The following is a 19,253-nucleotide window of genomic DNA, read 5'->3' as shown; positions in this document are numbered from 1 at the left end:
GAGATCACCCATGCTGTTTGCGATTCACGCTCTCGACAAGCCCGACGCGCTGCCGGTCCGGCTCGCCAATTACGATGCGCACAGGGCCTATCTCGAGAGCGATGGCCTCCCGGTCACCATCGTGATGTCCGGCCCGCTCGTCTCAGATGACGGCGCGACGATGATCGGCAGCCTGTTCCTGGTCGAAGCCCCTGGTCGTGCCGAGGCCGAAGCCTTCAACCGCGCCGATCCGTTCGCCGCGGCCGGGGTCTGGGACAAGGTGACGATCACCGGATTCTTCCGGCGCAAGGGATAGTCAGCCCTTGAGCTCGATTCCGGCGAGCGCCTCGCTCAGCTTCGCCAGCGCCGTATGGTCCTGGCCCGGTCCGAGCAGCCCTTGCGCGCTCGCGCTGAGCTCGCGGCAGAGGTTGGAGAACGGCGCGGCGACGCCGGCCGCGCGCGCCACCTCGAGCGCGATCGACAGGTCCTTGACCATCAGATCGAGCCCGAAGCCGCTGTTGAACTGGCGCGACAGCACGAACTGCCTGAACTTCTTCTGCGTCGAGTTGTTCATGCCCGTCGACGCGTTGAGCACGTCGGTCATCAGGCCGGGATCGATGCCGAACTGCTGGCCTATCAACAGCGCCTCGATGCCGATCAGGAAGCCGCCGGCGGAGACGAGATTGTTGAGCGCCTTCATCGCCTGGCCCGAGCCGAGTCCGCCGATGCGATGGATCGTGGTGCCCATGGCGCGCAGCAGCGGCTCGACGCGGTCGAGCGCAGCCGCGTCGCCGCCGGCCATGATCGCGAGCTCCCCGGTCACCGCGCGCGGCACGCCACCGGAGACCGGCGCATCGAGCATGATGACGCCGAGCGGCACGAGATCGGCGGCGATGGCCTGCGTCGCCGCCGGCGCGCCGGAGCTCATGTCGATCAGGACCTGGCCCTGCTTCAGGCCGGCGCGCAACGACGCGACAGCCTCGGCCACGTGCTTGCTGGTGGGCAGCATGGTGATGACGACATCGGCCTGCGCCGCGGCCGCCGCGAGGTCCTCCGCCGCGCCCCCGCCGATCTTCTGCACGAAGTCGGCGCTACGCCCGGGCACCACATCATTGACGGTGACTCTGAAGCCGGCGCCGAGCAGGCGCGTCGCCATCGGCCAGCCCATATTGCCGATGCCGACGAACAGCACGCTCTCAGGCGCGCTCATGTGCCGTCCTTCTTGGCGATGGCGCCCTCCGCGAGCAGCACCTCATGCGCAGCCTTGAACGCCTCCAGCCCGGCCGGAATGCCGCAATAGACCGTCGCATGCAGCAGGATCTCCTTGATCTCGTCGACCGTCACGCCGTTGGTCAGCGCGCCCTTGACGTGCAGCTTCAGCTCGCTCGGCTTGCTCAGCGCCGTCAGCATCGCGAGATTGACGATGCTGCGCGTGCGGCGATCGAGCCCCGGCCGCGTCCAGGCATAGCCCCAGCACATCTCGGTGGTGATGTGCTGAAACGCCATCATGAAATCGTCGGCCTTGGCGAGGCTGCCATCGACGTAAGCCGCGCCGAGCACCTCGCGCCTGACCTTCAGGCCCTTCTCGAACAACTCGTTGTCGTCGCTCATTCGCTCGTCTCCTGGTTCAATCGTTCGCTGCGATTCATCTCAGCCGTGCTTCACGATCAGCGTCTTCATCGCGCCGAACTCATAGAGCGCCTCAAAACCCTTCTCGCGGCCGTGGCCGGACTTCTTCATGCCGCCGAACGGCAGCTCGATGCCGCCACCAGCGCCGTAGCCGTTGACGAACATCTGGCCGACCTTGACCTTGCGCGCGACGCGCATCGCGCGCGAGCCGTCGCCCGACCACACGCCCGCGACCAGTCCGAACTCGGTGCCATTGGCGAGGCGGATGGCATCAGCCTCGTCATCGAACGGCATCGCCGCCAGAACGGGTCCGAACACCTCCTCGCGCGCCAGCTCGGAGTCGCGGGCGACGTGCTGATACAGCGCCGGCGCGACGTAGAAGCCTTCGCTGGGCACGCCCTCGGCGATCCTGCCGGAGGCGACGCGCGTGGCGCCGCCGGCTTCCGCGCGCGCCAGCATGTTCTCGATGCGCTTCTTCTGCACGGCGCTGATGACCGGGCCGAGATCGAGATCCATCTCCGGCGTGCCGGCGGTGATCTTCTCAAAGCGGATCTTGAGCTCGGACAGGAAGCGGTCCCACATCGAACGCTCGACCAGCACGCGCGAGCCGGCCGAGCAGGTCTGGCCGGCATTCTGCACGATGGCGGCGGCCACCGAGGTCAATGCCGCATCGAGATCGGCATCGGCGAACACGATCTGCGGCGACTTGCCTCCGAGCTCCAAGGTGCAGCCGATGTGGTTCCTCGCCGCCGCGGTCTGCACCAGCGTGCCGACCTCGGGGCTGCCGGTGAAGGAGATGAAGTCGATGCCGTCATGCGCCGACAGTGCCGCGCCCGCCTCCTCGCCGAGGCCCGGCACGACGTTGATGGCGCCCGCGGGGAAGCCGGCCTCGGCGGAGAGCTCGGCGAGCCGCAGCGGCACCAGGCAGGCTTCCTCGGCCGGCTTGATCACGGTCGCATTGCCCATCGCCAGCGCCGGCGCGACGGTGCGGCCGAACATCTGGCCCGGATAGTTCCAGGGAATGATGTGACCGGTGACGCCGAGCGGCTCGTAGACCGTCGTGACGAAGAAGCCGTCGAGGAACGGGATGGTGTCGCCATGCACCTTGTCGGCGGCGCCGCCGTAATATTCGAAGTAGCGCGCGACCGCGACGACGTCGGCCTTGGCCTGCTTCATCGGCTTGCCGGTGTCCGCGGCTTCGAGCTTCGCCAGCTCCTCGGCATTGTCCTCGACCAGACGGCCGAGCTTCGACAGCAGCCGCCCGCGCTCCACGGCCGTGAGCCGGCCCCACGGGCCGTCGAGTGCGCGGCGCGCCGCGGCGACGGCCAGATCGATGTCGGCCTTGTCGCCGGCGGCGATGGAGGCGATCACTTGCCCGGTCGCCGGCGCCAGCATCGCGATGGTGCGGCCGGATTGCGCAGGCTGCCACTTGTTGTCGATGAAGACCCCCTTGGCGGCGGGCAGTTTGACATTGGCGTTCATGGCGGCTCTCCTGGTCTCTCTCGATCCTCGCCGGTCCCGCCCCGTGAGACCATCACGGCCTCTTCCGAATTTGCAAGGCGGCGACCGGGACGTTCGGTCAGTTCAAATACACCTTCTGCAGCTCTTCCTCGGTCATCTCGGACGGCGGCGCATGCATCACGATGCGGCCGCGCGACAGCACGTAAGCGTCGGAGGCGATCTTGAGCAGCCGCGGCACCGTCTGCTCAGCGACCACGATCGTCATCTTCAGCTCGCGGTGCATGCGCTCGATCGCGTCGAACACGCTTTGCACCATGACCGGAGACAGGCCGAGGCTCGGCTCGTCTAGCATCAGAAGCCGGGGATTGCACATGATCGCCATGCCGATCACCAGCATTTGCAGCTGCCCGCCGGACAACAGTCCCGCTTTCCGGTCCCTCATCTCGCGCAGGAACGGGAAATATCCCTGCACCCGCTCCAGCCGCTCCGCTGCCCCCTTGGGGTGTGCAAAGGAGGCCGCGTGCAGGTTCTCGGCCACCGTCAGCTGCCGGAAGCACTGCCGTCCATCCTGCACCAGCGCGATGCCGCGCCGCGAGATCTCGGCCGGATGCCGGCCGAGCAGCGAGCTGTCTTCGAACAGGATATCGCCGCCGACGATGTCGCCGCGATCGAACGGCAGCATCCCGGCGATCGCCTTCAACAGCGTGGTCTTCCCGGCGCCGTTGGCGCCGAGAAGCGCGACGATCCGGCCCGCACCGACACTGGCGTCGACATGGTCGAGCGCCACGATCGCGCCGTCGTAATTGGCGGAGAGCTGTCTCAATGCGAGCATCGTTCCTCCCCTCAGCGCGCGTCGATCCAGTCGCCGACCGGCACATATTTGCCGCTCTTGATCTCGGCCATGCGCGCCTGCGTCGAGCCCTGGTGATTGGCGTAGCTCGCCGGCGGCACGATGCCGCCGGTGTCGACGTCCTTCATGCCTTCCATCTCGTTGCGCACGCTCTGGCGAAAGGCGGCGATGTCGTCCGGCACCTTGCCGCCGTTCCTGGCGATCGCGGCCTCGATCGCCCGGGCCATCACCAGCCCCTCGAACCAGCCCTTCATGTAGTAGACGTCGCGCTTCTGGATCTCGTTGCCCTTGGCCTCGAACGCCTTGATGTCGGCCATCGCCGGGATGTCGCTGCCGAAGTCCGAATACACCTGGATGGCGCGGAAACCTTCGGCATTGGCGCCGAGCTGCTCGGGGATCGCCGGGGAGATGTTGTAGATGTTGCCGACGAACTTCTTGGCCGACAGCCCGACCTTGGCGGCGTCGCGCAGGATCACGAGCAGCTGCGGCGTCGAGGCCTGGACGTAGATCATGTCCGGGTTCTTGGCCTTGACGCGCAGCATCTGCGCGGTCAGATCCTGGGCGTCATAGGGGAACTCGATCGTGTCCTGCAGGGTCAGGCCGTTGCCCTCGATGACCTTGGACTGGCGCACGACGTTGACCGGGCCGCGGCCATATTCGTTGTCCGGATGCATGATGACGAGGTTCTTGCCGCCGCTCTTGGCGAGGTCGCGCAGCGCGATGATCATCTGCTGCTCGTAGGTCGGCCCGGCCATGAAGATGTAGGGCAGCTTCTGCGGGTCGAGCACCTCGCTCGCATAGCTCTGGGTCATGAACGGCACCTTGTCCTGCGAGATCTGGTCGCGCAGCGCCTTGACCGATCCGGTCGACCAGCCGTTGACGAACACTGCCTGCTCCTGGTCGACGCAGCGGCGGTAGATCTTCAGCTCCTCGTCGAGCTTGTAGCGGCCGTCGAGCAGCAAGAGCTTGACCTTGTTGCCGGCGATGCCGCCCTTGGTCTGGTTGAGGTGCTCGAAATAGTCGCGCGGGCCATAGCTCATGCCGTTGACCAGCGCGTCGGGCCCGGTGATCGTGCCCCAGATGCAGACGGTGACGTCGGCCGCGCGGGCCGCCCCCGCCGATGCGAGCAGGCCAGCCGCGAGCGCGGCCGCGATGAGCGTCTTCATTCCAATCCTCCCTGTGGTGATTTGGCTTTTTGGAGTTGCAGGTCCTGCTTGTCGCGCTCGCTCGGCCCTGCCCCGCGCAGCCACCGGGACGGGATCAGCCGCGCACCGATCGCCGAGAGTCCTCGTCCCTCGAAGATGAGGAAGACGATGATCAGAAGACCGAACGCCATCTCGCGCAGCGCGGACAGGATGTCCGAGATATGGAAGATCTCGCCGAGCCGCTGGATCGCCTCCGGCAGCAGGGTGATGAAGCCGGCGCCGAGCACCGCGCCCGGCATCGAGCCGAGGCCGCCGACGATGATCATCGCGACGTAGTCGACCGACAGGCTCATGCCGAAGGATTCCGGATGCGCGAGACGTGTCGTGAACCCGATCAGGCCGCCGGCAATGCCGGCGAAGAAACCGCTGATCATGAAGGCCACCATCTTGGTCCGGGCGACGTTGATGCCCATGCCCTTCGCGACCACCTCATTCTCGCGCACCACCAGGAAGGATCGGCCGAGATCGGTGCGGCGCAGCCAGTGCATCACGAGGAAGGTCGCGAGCAGCAGCACGATCGCCACAATCGCATACCCCTGGTCGGTCTGGATCGGCTGGCCGAACAAGGTCATCGGCTTGATCAGGAGGCCCGACACGCCATGGGTGATCGGCTCGGCAAACTTGAACAGATATTCCAGGATGAACTGCGCCGCGAGCGTCGCGATCGCAAAATAGAGGCCGCGCAGCCGCAGCGCCGGCAACCCGATCAGCACCGCCGTCACCACCGCTGCGAAGCCTGCAACGGGAAGCGCGAGCACATCCCAGCCGGCATTGCCGGCAAGGCCCGCCGTATAGGCGCCGACGCCGAGCAGTCCGGCCTGGGCGAAGTTGATCTGGCCGCAGAAGCCGGTGAGCAGATTGAGCGACAGCGCCCCGATCGCGGCGATCGCCACCGCATGCATCATGTAGGCGCCGAAGCGGCCGAGCAGCAGCGCGGCAACGATCGCCGACACGGCGAGGAGGATGGCGGCCAGGACGGTCCGTGACATCATGTCAGAGCCTTTCCGTGCCGCGCTGGCCGAAGATGCCTTCCGGCCGCACCAGCAGCACCACCACGAGCAGCGCATAGGGCACCACCTGCTGCAGCGCGCCGGCGGAGTAGATCGAGGTGTAGGTGCGCAGGAACTGCTCGGCGACCGGCGTCAGCAGGCCGTCGGTAAGCGCCTGGAGCACGCCGAGCAGCAAGCCGGCAACCAGCGCGCCGGTCAGGCTGGTCAGGCCGCCGAGCACGATGACCGGAAAGGCGACGAGGCCGATGTCGGCGAGTCCGAGCGACAGGCCGTTCAACGACGCCAGCAGCGCGCCGCCGATGCCGGCCAGCGCCGCCGACATCGACCAGGCCAGCGAGATCTGGTTGCTGGTGTGGATGCCGATCGCCAGCGCCGCGCGCGGATTGTCGGCGGTGCAGCGCTGCATCAGGCCGATCGGCGTGAGCTGGTAGAACGCCAGGAAGCCGAGGCTGACCGCGATCGAAAGCACGAAGGCGGCAAGATAATTGTAGGTGATGAAAATGCCGAAGATATCGAGCGCGCCATCCGGGAACAGGCGCGGAAACGCGATCTGGTCCGGTCCCCAGACGGCGAGGCACACCGCCTTGACCAGGATTAGCATGCCCAGGGTCACGGTCATGACGGCGACCAGCGGCGCCTTCATCATCGGACGCAGCACCAGCCGTTCCGAGGCGACGCCGCAGCCGGCCATCACGATCATCGATCCGAGCAGCGCCACATAGGGCGGCAGCCCGAGCTTGACGAAGCCGTAGGTCAGATAGGCGCCGAGCATCACGAAGGCGCCTTGCGCGAAATTGACCACGCCGGAGCATTTGTAGATCAGCACGATGCCGAGCGCGATCAGCGCATAGACGCTGCCGGTGGCGATGCCCGCGACCGCGAGCTGCAGGGTGAACATCAGCATCACGGCTCTCCCAGATAGACGCGGCGGACGGACGGATCGGACTGCACCTGCGCGGCCGAGCCCTCGAAGATGCGGGCGCCCGAGGCCATCACCACGATGCGGTCGCAGGTGGCGTTCACCACGTCCATCTTGTGCTCGACCATCACGACGGCACAGCCGACGCGGTCACGAACGTCGCGGATGACGCGCGACATCATGGCGCCCTCCTGCGCAGTGAGGCCCGCGACGGGTTCATCGAGCAGCAGGATCTCCGGCTGCGCCGCCAGTGCACGGGCAAGATCGACGGCCTTGCGCAGGCCGTAGGACAGGCTCTGGATCGGCTGGTGAGCCACATCGGCGAGCCGCAGCGGCTGCAGGATGGTACGGATCAGCTCGAGGTCGCGCGCCCGCTCGCTGCGCAGCATGTCGCGCAGCTGGCGCCAGGGATCGCCGTGGCGCACCGCCTGGCCGAGCTTGACGACGTCGAGCACCGTCAGATCGTGCAGCGAGGCGACGTTCTGGAACGTCCGCACGACACCGCGGCGGATCAGCTCATGCGGCTGGCGGCCAAGCAGATCGGCCTCCTTCCACGTGGCCTTTCCGCTCTGCGGAAGATAGGCCCCGGACAGGCAGTTGATGAAGGTGGTCTTGCCGGCGCCGTTCGGGCCGATCAGTCCGACGATCTCGTGCGGCTCGACATCGAGCGACATGCGGTCGACCGCGAGAACGCCGCCGAAGCGAATGCACACATCTCTCGCGCGGAGAGCCATGGACCGGACCCCTTCCTCCGTGACGTCGACTCCCCTTGTGACCGGAGAGCTCTGCACGCGTCGACCGTGCCTCAGCACATCCCGGACCGCGTGGTGTCGTCAAGGGGTCAATGCTGCGGCTCAATCTTCCGCGCGACAAGTATCGCGGGCCTCGTGCCGGACACACGTCGCGCGATATGACCACCGATTTCGCGGACATGCGACGGTCGCCTCGAGCAGCATAGCGTTTGCGGCTGTCGAACAGCCACGCCCGGCGTCTCTCTTGCACCGCACCCTGCGTACGGGAACAGAAGCGTCGCGGCGATTTGTCCGATGATCCGACCATCCGATCCCCGTCCAAATGGCCTCGGACCGCAAAGGAGATGATCTCGGTGGAATTCCCGCCGCAGGGCCGCATCTGCCTCGACGTTCCCCAACGACGGATCAGGACGCCGCTGCCCGAAGCCGAGGGTCTGTAGAGCACGATGCCCGGACAAGCGGGTCACGGCTCGACCGGCACCTGTCAGCTCTTCGCGGAGGCGAGCGTGGATACGATCGCTTCGGACAATTGACCCAGACGAAATGGCTTGCTGAGAAGTTTTGTCGTGGCGCGGAAGTCCTCGGGCACCAGCGAGGGATCGGCGAAGCCGGACATGAAGAGAATCGGCAGAGCGGGCCACCTGCGGCGCACCTGGCGCGCGAGGTCGATGCCGGTCATGTCTCCGGGCAGAACAATATCCGTCAGCAGCAGCGAGACCCGATTCGGTCGCTCCAATTCGGCAATCGCCAGCGAGGCATTGATCACCACGACCGGATCGTATCCCATCGCCGACAGCATGGTGGAGGCCATCGCGCCCACCAGCACATTGTCCTCCACCACGAGAATCCGTTCGCCCGTCTCGGGTCGGGACAGGCGCGATGCTCCGGCATCCGGCCGCGCGATCACCGCCGGTCCGGCGCTCGGCAGATACAGCGTGACGCAAGTGCCTTCTGCCACCCGGCTCGAGATCACCACCGTGCCTCCCGATTGCCTGGCGAACCCATAGACCATGCTGAGGCCGAGCCCGCTGCCCTTGCCGAACTCCTTGGTCGTGAAGAATGGCTCGAAGGCCCGGCGCACGATTTCGGGCGGCATGCCGGCCCCCCTGTCCGACACCGCGATGGTCACATAGTCGCCGGCGTCGATGCGTTCGTCGCCATCGTCGAGCGGCTGATCGAGCACGGCGTTCGCCGTGGTGATCGTCAGCCGCCCGCCTCCGGGCATCGCATCACGCGCGTTCAGCGCGAGATTGAGGAGCGCGTTCTGCAGCTGCGTGGGATCGATCAGGCAGTGCCACAAGCCCTGGTCCTGCGCCACTTCGATCTCGATATTCTCACCGAGCGTCCGCTGCAGGATCGTCGTCATCCCGCCGACCAGCTGATTGACGTCCGTGATCTGCGGCTGCAGCGTCTGCTTGCGCGCGAAGGCGAGCAGGCGGCGGTTGAGATCGGCGACCCGCTCGGCCGCCTCGATCGCCCGCTCGACCATGCCGCGGCAGGAGGCCTCGCCCGGCGGCAATGTATCGAGCATAAGATCGAGATTGCCGAGCGTCGCCGCCAGCATGTTGTTGGAGTCGTGCGCGATGCCGCCGGCCAGCTGACCGATGGCTTCCATCTTCTGGGCCTGGCGCAACTCATCCTCGATGCGCTTGCGCTCGGTGATGTCGACCGACAGCACGACATAGCCGCGCACGGTGCCGTCATGGCCGCGGTCGGGCACCCGAATGGTCTCGCACCAGCGCTCGCGGCCGTCGGGAAACGCCACCTTCTCCTCACCGCGAATGGTTCGCCCGGCCAGCGCGGCCTCGATCTTCAACCTCGCCTCCCCCGCCCGCATCGGGTCGATGAAGTCGTCGATCCTGCGGCTGCGGACGGCCTCGGCCGGAGCCTGGGCGTACCATTCGCGCGCGACGCGGTTGGCGTAGCGGATGCCACCATCGGCACCGACGCGGACGATCAGCGCGGGGACGTTTTCGGTCACGAGCTGATGCTGCTCCAGATTGTCCCGCAGCGCCTGCTCCGAGGCAGCGCGCAGCTGCCATTGCCGCGCCAGACCCAGACCGAATCCAACGATCAACAGATTGAGTCCGGCGGCGATGACGCTGTAGTACACGGCATTGTTCTTCCAGCCCGCGAGATACTCGACCGGATCGCGCGCGACGGTCACCACCAGCGGCATGCCGGCGACCCGCCGGTAGCTGATGCTGCGCGATATTCCATCGGTCACTCCGCTGCCTTCGAAGCTGCCGCTCGGCGCCTGCTGAAGATGGCGAGAGAACAACTGGTTCGATCGCACGTTGCGCCCCGCAAGGGCGTCCGCATTCGGCGTTCGCAGCAGGATCGTGCCGTCGTCGCGATAGAGCGTCACCGTGCCGAGCTGTCCGACGTTCAGCGACAGAAAGAACTGCCGAAGGTTTTCGTAGTCGAGGGGCACGAAGACCACGCCGGCAAAGCGTCCGTCCGGGTTGAAGAAGGCCCGGCTCACCGCCATCACGAGGGTCTTGCGAACGCGTGAGGCGACCGGCACGTCGATGAAGAGACCACGGCTGGGATCGTCGCGTTGGGCCTTGTAATAGATCCGATCCGCGAAGTTGTTCTCGCGGCCCGGCCCGCCGTTGCCCAGGCTGTCGCTCAGCACGTTTCCTTCGGCATCGAGAACGACGATCGCCTTCGCGACGGGATATGGCGCCACCCTGTGCTTCAGCTCATCGATGAGAAACGGATTGCCCGGTGTCAGCAGCGACGGGTTCTGCGCAAGACTGTCGATGGTGGTCGTCAGCAGAACGTCGATGCCCTGGATGTTGCGCAACATGTATTCTTCGAGGGCGCGGGCCAGATCGCCATTGGCGGCCTCGGTCGTCCGGTATGTCTCCCGATAGTTGACGAACAGCATGTGCGCCACGAAGGCATCACACAACAACGCCAGCACGAGCCCGCTCAGGACGATGATCCGCGGCATCCAGCTCTGGGCCATCCCGAGCCGCGGCGCACCACCGATCAAGGAACCGATGAGGCCCTCCTGCCGCGCAACGCGTCGATGATCGGCTGTCGTTTTGGTTTGGTCCAACATGGCGCCAGGACTTCAGGAGAGCGTCGAGCCGGTTCAACGGGAATTGATCGTCGCGGGAGTCTCAGCCCGTCTCCCGTCAATGTCCGGAAGCTTTGCCGAGCTCGACGTCTCGGGCCAACGCCTCGCGAGCAATCGCAGCATCTGCGATAGCCGTTTTTCGCGCTGATGTCATCTTCGGCGGGATTGGATTGGGTGGCGCGTATCGCACGGTGCGGACAGCCCGGCCATCCCGACGGCTGACGCTGCGGACCTGGTCGGCGTGCCCGATGACGGGGAAAGCCGGCCGCGGCGAGATGCCAGCCGCGCCCCCACCGCCGGGCGGATGTGACCTGCCCCGATCGCTGCGAATCTTCGTGGCGGCCGGCCTCGAATGCCTGTCGTGACAATGTCGCGTTGAGGCTCTCATCCGGACAACATCCCTCTCCCCGTTCTTCACGGGTGCCGAGAGGATTCGGGGTGAAAGGCCGACGCACGGCAGTGCCGTATCGTGGAACGAGGCCTTCCATCTCAAGTCCAATTCTCGATGCAATCCAACTTCATCCGCTCATCGCTTGCCGCGGTTCGGTGTACTTGCTCACCGGGATTGCGCTGATCGCGCTTGCGATCGTGTCCGAGGCAATCGCCGGACTGAGCGAGCCGGTTCATCCGACCTGCTGTGGTCGGGTGAACCTGCACGAGCCATGCGCTCACGGCCCTGCGGTCTCACCGGACGCGCGGCCGAGATCGCCGCAAGGTTGGCTTACAAACGCGAAGGCCGAGGCTGTCCGATCACCGCGCCACGCTTGTCCTCGCAGGTGCACACAGACATGCAGCGTCATGCTGTTTGGTGATCGTGCTGATGATCTGCATGAGTTGCCGTCGCCTGTTGATCGCAGATCACGCACAAGACACTTGACGCGATACTCCCACTAAGGTTGTATCGTCGCATAACGCTACCTTTCTAAAATATACTTCAAATCTCCTCGACAGGCCTTCGCGATCTCCTCTCCGGACACGCTTCGGGTCAATTTTTAAGGGGAACAAGTTGACCGAAGGACGCCCAAGGGCTGACGCTCGCCCGCGCAAGATCGATAGATCAAGCACGGCGGCTGGGTCCGGTTTGCGGATCGAGCCGGTCAAATTGCCGAAGGCCGGCGGGGCGATCACAGGATTGCCACATCATTTGTCGTGTGGTGATAGCACCGGCACTGCGCAGCTGAGCATTGCCTTTGATGTTCCGGCCGGCCGCGGCCTGGCGCCGGATCTCACCCTGACTTACGGATCGGGCGGAGGAAACGGAATTTTTGGTGTTGGCTTCGAACTGAGCCAATCTTCGATCGCCCGCAAGACGAACAAGACGTTTCCTCGCTACGATCGCTCGGACCTGTTCTGCCTGAACGGCGGTCCGGCCCTGGTCCCGCTGCCTGAGACTCCCAGAACGCGCATGGTCGGCGGAAAGGACTACGCCGTAACGACCCATCGCGCGCGATCTCTCGTGCAGGACATGCGAATCGAACAGTGGGTCGCGGCCGATGCGTCGGAAAACTTCTGGCGCACGATCGATTCTGAAAATCGGATCACAATCTATGGTCGCAGCGCGGACGCGCGCATCGCCGATCCAGCCGATCCGACCCGCATCTATGAATGGTTGATCGAATGGGAAGCCGATGCGCGCGGCAACGCGATCAGCTACGCCTACAAGGTCGAAGACAATCAGGGCGTCGCGCGCAGTTCCGGTGAAATCAACCGTGTGTACGGCGCGAACAGATATCTCGACCGCATCCGCTATACGAATCAGCGTCCGATCGACCCGGCACCGATCGGCATCGACGATCCAGCCGCCCTCATTTGGCTGATCGAGATCGTCGCTGACCACGGCGAGTACGATGTGTCGCCGGCCAACGATCACCCCTACACGGCCGTGCGGCCATGGCCGGCACGTCAGGACATCTTTTCCAATTACAGCGCGGGATTTGAACGGCGCACCGCGCGGCTGTGCCGCTCGCTGCTGCTGTTTCATCGCTTTGCCGATGATCTCGGCCCTGATCCCGTGCTGGTCAGGGCGCTGACCTTCCAATACGACGAGAATCCGACGCTGACGCGGCTGGTGGGCGCCATCGACACCGGCTTTCGCTTTCGCCCCAAGGGAGCGGCGGGCCAACGTTACCATAGCCGTTCGCTCCCGGCGCTGACGCTGGACTATACCGCGTACTCGCCGCAAACCGCGCGGTTCGTGCCGCTCGGAGCGGCGGATGGATCGCCGCTTCCGGGCCTCGACGGCCCACCGGGCCATGCGCTGGTCGACCTCTACGGCCACGGCGCGCCTGGCATCCTCTATGCGGACGGCGAGAGCACCTTCTATCGTGCCCCGCGCGCGGCCAATTGCACGTCCTCCTCTGCGCTTATCTACACCGCGCCGCGCGAATGCCCGCAATTCGCGCTGGAGCGCCGCATCAACGGTGATGGCCTCGCTTTGGTCGATCTCGACGGCGACGGGCGACTTGAACTCGAGGTCGTCGCTGCCGCACGCGCAGGCAGCTACAAGATCGCGGCGGACGGCACCTGGTCGGCCTTCCGCCCATTCGAGGGGATTACGACCGACTATCACGCCGCTGAAGCCGAATATTTCGATCTCACCGGCGCCGGCAGCCCCGACGTCGTTCTGATGCGCACCGACGCGGTTCGCTACTATCCGTCCCGAGGCACGGCCGGCTACGGCGCGCCGGTTGAGCAGCCATTCACCGGCTCTCCATCGATCGCTGCGCCGCCGATCGTGTCGCCGTTGAATGCGCAGAGCCTCGTCCGTTTCTCCGACCTGTGCGGCGCCGGCGGCCCGCAGCGCGTCCGAATTTCCGATGGCCGCGCGACCTGCTGGCCGAGCCTCGGCTATGGCCGTTTTGCACCTCCTGTCGATCTCAGCCGCGCGCCGCTGTTCGGCGGCGGCTTCGACGCGCGTCGACTCGTGCTCGCCGACCTGGATGGCACTGGCGCCAACGATCTGATCTACGCCGAGGCGGAACGCCTCCTCGTCTACCGCAACCAGTCGGGCAACGGCTTCGCCGTCGAGCCGCTGATCGTGCCGCTACCCGCTCGTTGCACCCGGCCGGATCAGATCCGGGTTGCGGACGCGCGCGGCAATGGCTGGGACTGTCTCCTCTTCATCGACGACGCGGTGCAGCCGCAGCAATGGATCCTGGACCTGTGCGGCGGCGTGAAGCCCTACATGCTGAACCGGATTCGAAACGGCCTGGGCATCGAAACGAGGATCGAATACGCGAGCTCATCCCGCTTTCAGCTCGAAGACCGCGAAGCCGGACAGCCGTGGACCACCAGTCTGGCGATGCCGATGCCGGTCGTCGCCCGCGTCGAGGAGTACGAACATGTCAGCGGGCAGTGCAAGGTCACCGACTATCGCTATCGCAACGGAGCGATGGACGGCATCGAGCGGGAATTCCGCGGTTTCGGCCTGATCGAACGCCGCGAGCACGAAGTGCTGCCGCCCCCCGCGCCCGGGGTCACGAGCCCGGCCGCAACTCTGGTGACGCGCATCTGGTATCACCTTGGCCTCGCACCGAACGGCGAAGGTGCCGCCGACCAGGCCTTCACCGGCGATCCGTCAGCCTACGACATGCCTGGCTCATTGTTCGAATGGCCGGATGGATTCATTCCAGACGCGGAAACGCAGCGGCAGGCGTTGGTCGCGCTCGCGGGCAATTCGTTGCGGGAAGAGGTCTATGCGCTCGACGGCAGCGCGGACGAAGGCGTTCCGTTCTCGGTGACCCAGAGCCGCTATCGGGTCCGGCAGTTGCAGCCGCGCGGCGCGCACGACGCTGTGTTCCTGGTCGGCGACGCCGAAACCATCCGCTACGACTACGAGCGCAACGCTGCCGATCCCCAGGTCGGCCATGCCTATACGCTCGAGGTCGACGATGACGGCACGGTGCGCCGCTCGGTCGCGCTAAACTATCCGCGTCGCGACGGACAGCTTCCGCAGGATCCGCAGCAGGCTGAGCTGCGAACGCTCTGCAGCGTCTTCACGCCGGTGCCGCGCCTCGAAGCCGAGGACGCGCTTCTGTTCGGCCTCGCCGGCGACGAGCAAAGCATCGCGGTCTCGGCGATGGGCGACCCGGACTCGAAGAGCTATTTCAGCCTGTCGCGGATGACGGCGTTGATCACGGCAGCGCTGGCAACCAACCCCGAGCCGGCCGCCCCGCACGCCGAACTTCTCGGCCGCACACGCCATTTTTGGATCACCGACAGCACTGGCACGATCACGCCGCAGGCACTCCCGCTGCGCAGCGACGAAGCTGTTTTCACCGCCAGCGCGATCGCAGCAGCGATGGCCGGAGTGCCGATCCCGGGAGATCTCGACAGCTATCTGAGCGACACCGCGGGCTTCCTCCGCGAGGACGGCCTATGGTGGAAGCCCGGTGCGCAAGCAAGCTATGCGCCCGCGACACACTTCCATCTCGTATCGAGCACGCGTGATGCCTTCGCTCAGCGCAGCAGCGGACCGTCCGGTGTCGTCGTCAGCTGTACCTACGACGCCTACGACCTGCTGGTGATCGGCGTCGAGACCAGCGGGCGCGATGGCGACGTCCTGCCTCATCGCCTCAGCTGCACCTATGTCGACTATCAGTCGCTGTCCGCATGGCAGACCACCGACTCCAACGGAACGGTCACCGAAGTCATCGCCGATCCGCTCGATCTCGTGCTGGCGACGTCGAAGCGCGGCGACGAATGGAACGGCACGGCGACGGCGCAAGTCGGCTTCGTTCCCTTGCCTCTCGACGACCCGTCATCCTGGCCAGTGCCGCCGTCCGCGGCCGCTTTGCTCGCTGATCCCGAGCAATATCTCGGCGGCGCAGAGGCGATCTTCTTCGCCGACTTTCCCGATCCCATCGACCCCGCGGCACCCTCGGCAGAAATCGCGGTGCATGCGACATCCTATCCGGCACTCGCTGCGCCAGGGACGGCCAATGGTCTCGTGGACGTCAGCGTCACCTGGAGCGACGGCCGGGCGCGTATCGTTCAGACCTCCGAACTGGCCGGCTCGCAGACATGGCGGATCAGCGGTCGCGACATTCTGCTGAGCAATGACCAGCCGTGGCGGCAGTTCCATCCGATCTATGCGGCGACGCCGGATTTCATCGCGGGCCCCGATCTCGCCAAGCTGAAGATCGCAGCCACTCATTTCTATGATCCTCTCGACCGACCGATGCGCAGCGCGGTGCCACGCGCCGACCTCTGGGAGGCGTTCTTTTCGACCACGACCTACGACGCCTGGCAGGTGACCGAGGCGGATCTCGACGACACGGTGAAGGACAGCGCCTGGTACAAGCGCTATGTCGATCCGGGCGACTCCAGCGCGCCGCCGCTGCCCCCGTCGGAAAGGGACGCCCTGCTGCAGGCAGCCCGTTTCCATGGAACGCCGTCCACCACGGTGTTGGGCAGCAATGCCATGCCGGTGCAGCAGATCGCGCGTCCGACCCAATTGCCGTCCGATGCCCTGGTCACGCACCATCACCTCGATAGTGCCGGCCGCGTTGACCGGGAGGCAGATCCGCGTCTTGGCGCGGCGGGACTGTGGAATCTGAGCCGCAGCTTCAGCCTGACGGGAGAGCCGATCGTCGTTGTCACGGCCGACCGCGGCACGGACCGCGGCCTGTCCAACGCGGTCGGGAATCCGCTCCTGTCCTATGACGCCCTGGGCCGCCTGGTCCAGATGCAATATGACAGCTTCGCGCGCGTGACCGCCATTGCGCTCCGCGAGGGGAGCGCGCCGACGCGCATCGTCGAGCGCCTCGTCTATGGCGACAGCCTCGACGGCAGCGGACAGCCGCTGTTCGCCGGCAGCGATGGACGCAACCTGATCGGCCAGGTCGTTCGGCACTACGATCCTGCGGGATTCATCGAAGCATCGGCCTACGCGCTCTGCAGCGAGCCGCTCACGGTCTCGCGCGCCGTCCTGGCCAGCTATGCCGCCGACGTGGACTGGTCCTACACGGCCCCATCCGGTTGGACGTGGTCGGCGCAATCTGCGGCCCTCGCAGCGGCGCTCGACAGCGAGCGTTTCACCGTGAGCCGGCGCTACGATGCGCTGGGCCGGCCGACCGGCGGGACCGATCCGGCCGGCAATGACACGGAGATCGCGTTCGGGCCGTGCGGTCAGATCGATCGGCTCTCGATCGCGCCGGTCGGCGCCACCCGCTTCACCTACCTCGATGCCGTCGTCTACGACGCCGACGGCAAGCGCAGTGCGGAGAGCGTGCTGGGACCGAACGGCGGCGTCGTCGATCGCGAGTTCACCTACGATCCCGACAACCGCCGGCTGACCAGGATCACCAGCCGGCGACATGCGGACGGTCAGGCCGTCCAGGACGTCTCCTACGTCTACGATCCCGTCGGGAACGTCACGCATATCGACGACGACGCGGCGCCCGCGCAGGGTGTCATATCCGGCGGACAAATCGTCACTCCGGCGCGCGATTTCACCTATGACGCGCTGTACCGACTGACCGGCGCGACCGGCCGGGCTCACACCGCGCTCAACAAGGACAATGCGGCGTCGGGCGCGTATGATGCATTCTTCTCCGGCGGAACGCTCAACGATCCCAATTTGCTCTATCGCTACACCGCAGGCTACGCCTACGATGACAGCGGCAATCTCACCCAGATCCGCTTCGCCGCACCGCCCAGCCAGCCGACCGCGGGATGGACGCGCACGCTGAGCGTCGACACCGCCTCGAACCGCGCCGTCGACACCGATACTCTGGGTGGAAGCTCGATCGCCGCCTTCTTCGACGCCGCGGGAAACCAGACGCGTTTGGGCGGCATGCCGTCGCTGGCCTGGGACTATCGCAGCCGACTGCGACAGGTCGTGCTGGTCGATCGCGGCAGCGCGGCGCAGCCGGACGCACAATATCTTGCCTATGACGGCAGCGGCCAGAAGGTGCGCAAAACGACCCAGCGGCTGGTCGCCGCGGGCGTCCTGCGCGTCGAGGACACGCTCTACTTCGGCGGCCTCGAGATCACCCGCGTCCGGCAGGACACGACCGTGGTCAAGGAATGTCAGCGCTTGCGTCTGATGGATGAAAACGCCTGCGTCGCCGAGCGGCTGACGTGGACGCTCGGCGATCCGCCCGCCGGGGTGACCGGCCCGCAGCTGCGCTTTCCAATCGACGATCGTCAGGGGTCCTCGACCCTCGAGCTGGACGATCAGGGCAAGCTCGTGTCCTACGAGGAATACGCGCCCTACGGCGTGACCGTCTACGCGAGCGGACCGAGCCTCGCCGAAGTCTCGCTCAAGCGTTACCGCTTCACGTGCAAGGAACGCGACCGCGACACCGGGCTCTACGACTACGGCGCCCGGCACTATGCGCCTTGGCTCGGACGCTGGCTGAGCCCGGACCCGGCCGGACCGGTCGACGGATTGAACCTCTACGCGTTCGTCGGCGGCAACCCGGCGACCTGGGAGGACATCGGCGGGCTCGCAAAGGGCAAGAACGTCTTTCAGAAGAAGGGCGGCCGTGGGGGCGGGAGGGCCAAGGCCGCCTTGGTGCAGAAGCCCAAGAAGACAATCATCAAGCTGTCCCAGACTGGCTCGAAGTCGAGCAGGCGACGCCAGGGAAGAGCGGTGGTCGGGGCCAGGCAATCCGGCCGCCTGGCGAAGGTCCGGGAAGAAAAGGCCGCGCAGTTCGCGGCGCCGACGGGAACGATCGGGCACTATTATCGCGGCACCGAGCACGTTGATTTCGGCACCCGAAAGAAGCTGTTCGGATCAGTGACCGCGCTGCGCGACGACATCCGCAACAAGCTCGATACCGACATCAAGAAATTTCTGCTGTCGAGCACTGCGCTGACGGGCATTCCCGCGAACATATCCAAGTTTGCCGCCGACAACTGGAAACGCGGCGACTTTCTCGACGCCGTCACCGAGACGGTCGCCCATCCCACTTCGGGCAAGACGCTCACGCGTCCGAAATATGCCGCCGGAAAGATCGTCCCCCGCGACGGCTCCGGCGCAAAAGTGGGAGCATCCGTTCCACACGGCGGCATCGATTCATCGATCGATGACAAGGGCCACCTCGTTCCCGAAAAAGGCGTCTCCGATACCAACTCCGTCAGGGTCAACAGCGCCGACAACGTCATCCCGGAAAACTGGGTGCTCAACCAACGCTACAAGACCGCTTTCGAGCAGGGCGCGAAGGAATTTGCCGCCGCCAATCCGACCCTGCACGTGATGACGATACACCTGCCGACCTACGCATCGACGAAGGGGCCGGATGCGAGCTTCCGCGCGCGGCCCAAGGAGGTCGTCCACCTGCTGGCCATCAACGGAAATATCGTCAGCGCCTTCACGTTCAAGAACACCAAGCATGCCATCGAGATTCGGTAGG

The 19,253-nt window shown here is 65.8% G+C and carries 11 protein-coding genes; 2 read left to right on the top strand and 9 right to left on the bottom strand.

The genetic code is table 11. The features are described 5' to 3' along the window. Nucleotides 1–10 precede the first annotated feature (10 nt). Complete coding sequence (locus tag QQL87_RS23555; RefSeq protein ID WP_284421031.1) at nt 11–295, top strand: YciI family protein; 285 nt, start codon at nt 11–13, stop codon at nt 293–295. Here the strand turns inward: QQL87_RS23555 and QQL87_RS23550 are convergent, their stop codons facing one another. From QQL87_RS23550 to QQL87_RS23510, 9 genes are all read right to left on the bottom strand, one after another. Further along, nucleotides 296–1,189 (bottom strand): NAD(P)-dependent oxidoreductase, encoded by an 894-nt coding sequence (locus QQL87_RS23550; protein WP_284421032.1) that lies wholly within the window; start codon nt 1,187–1,189, stop codon nt 296–298. Continuing rightward, nucleotides 1,186–1,590 carry a carboxymuconolactone decarboxylase family protein gene (locus QQL87_RS23545; RefSeq protein ID WP_284421033.1) on the bottom strand — a complete coding sequence of 135 codons (405 nt, stop codon included), beginning with the start codon at nt 1,588–1,590 and terminating at the stop codon, nt 1,186–1,188. Before QQL87_RS23545 ends, QQL87_RS23550 begins: the two co-directional genes overlap by 4 nt. Before the next feature lie 39 nt (nt 1,591–1,629). Then, on the bottom strand, nt 1,630–3,090 hold the full coding sequence (locus QQL87_RS23540) for an aldehyde dehydrogenase family protein (protein WP_284421034.1): 1,461 nt from the start codon (nt 3,088–3,090) through the stop codon (nt 1,630–1,632). A 97-nt stretch (nt 3,091–3,187) separates the two neighbouring features. Then, complete coding sequence (locus QQL87_RS23535) at nt 3,188–3,901, bottom strand: ABC transporter ATP-binding protein (RefSeq protein ID WP_284421035.1); 714 nt, start codon at nt 3,899–3,901, stop codon at nt 3,188–3,190. An 11-nt stretch (nt 3,902–3,912) separates the two neighbouring features. Continuing rightward, nucleotides 3,913–5,085 (bottom strand): ABC transporter substrate-binding protein, encoded by a 1,173-nt coding sequence (locus tag QQL87_RS23530; RefSeq protein WP_284421036.1) that lies wholly within the window; start codon nt 5,083–5,085, stop codon nt 3,913–3,915. Then, nucleotides 5,082–6,116: a branched-chain amino acid ABC transporter permease gene (locus QQL87_RS23525; protein WP_284421037.1), complete on the bottom strand. Its 1,035-nt coding sequence runs from the start codon at nt 6,114–6,116 to the stop codon at nt 5,082–5,084. Before QQL87_RS23525 ends, QQL87_RS23530 begins: the two co-directional genes overlap by 4 nt. A gap of 1 nt (nt 6,117) precedes the next feature. After that, complete coding sequence (locus QQL87_RS23520; RefSeq protein ID WP_284421038.1) at nt 6,118–7,038, bottom strand: branched-chain amino acid ABC transporter permease; 921 nt, start codon at nt 7,036–7,038, stop codon at nt 6,118–6,120. Beyond that, nucleotides 7,038–7,787 carry an ABC transporter ATP-binding protein gene (locus QQL87_RS23515; RefSeq protein ID WP_284421039.1) on the bottom strand — a complete coding sequence of 250 codons (750 nt, stop codon included), beginning with the start codon at nt 7,785–7,787 and terminating at the stop codon, nt 7,038–7,040. Before QQL87_RS23515 ends, QQL87_RS23520 begins: the two co-directional genes overlap by 1 nt. Nucleotides 7,788–8,289: 502 nt before the next feature. Continuing rightward, the gene (locus QQL87_RS23510; RefSeq protein ID WP_284421040.1) at nt 8,290–10,875 is read right to left on the bottom strand and encodes an ATP-binding protein; all 2,586 of its coding nucleotides are present in this window, start codon (nt 10,873–10,875) and stop codon (nt 8,290–8,292) included. Nucleotides 10,876–11,899: 1,024 nt separating this feature from the next. Between QQL87_RS23510 and QQL87_RS23505 the strand changes: the two genes are divergently transcribed. Beyond that, complete coding sequence (locus QQL87_RS23505; RefSeq protein WP_349817338.1) at nt 11,900–19,252, top strand: SpvB/TcaC N-terminal domain-containing protein; 7,353 nt, start codon at nt 11,900–11,902, stop codon at nt 19,250–19,252. The last annotated feature ends 1 nt before the right edge of the window (nt 19,253 follow it).

Origin of the sequence: Bradyrhizobium sp. SSBR45G, from assembly GCF_030159255.1 — a bacterium.
Classification (GTDB): domain Bacteria; phylum Pseudomonadota; class Alphaproteobacteria; order Rhizobiales; family Xanthobacteraceae; genus Bradyrhizobium.
Note: the sequence above shows the minus strand (reverse complement) of the source record. Positions and strands in the feature narration are given on the sequence as shown.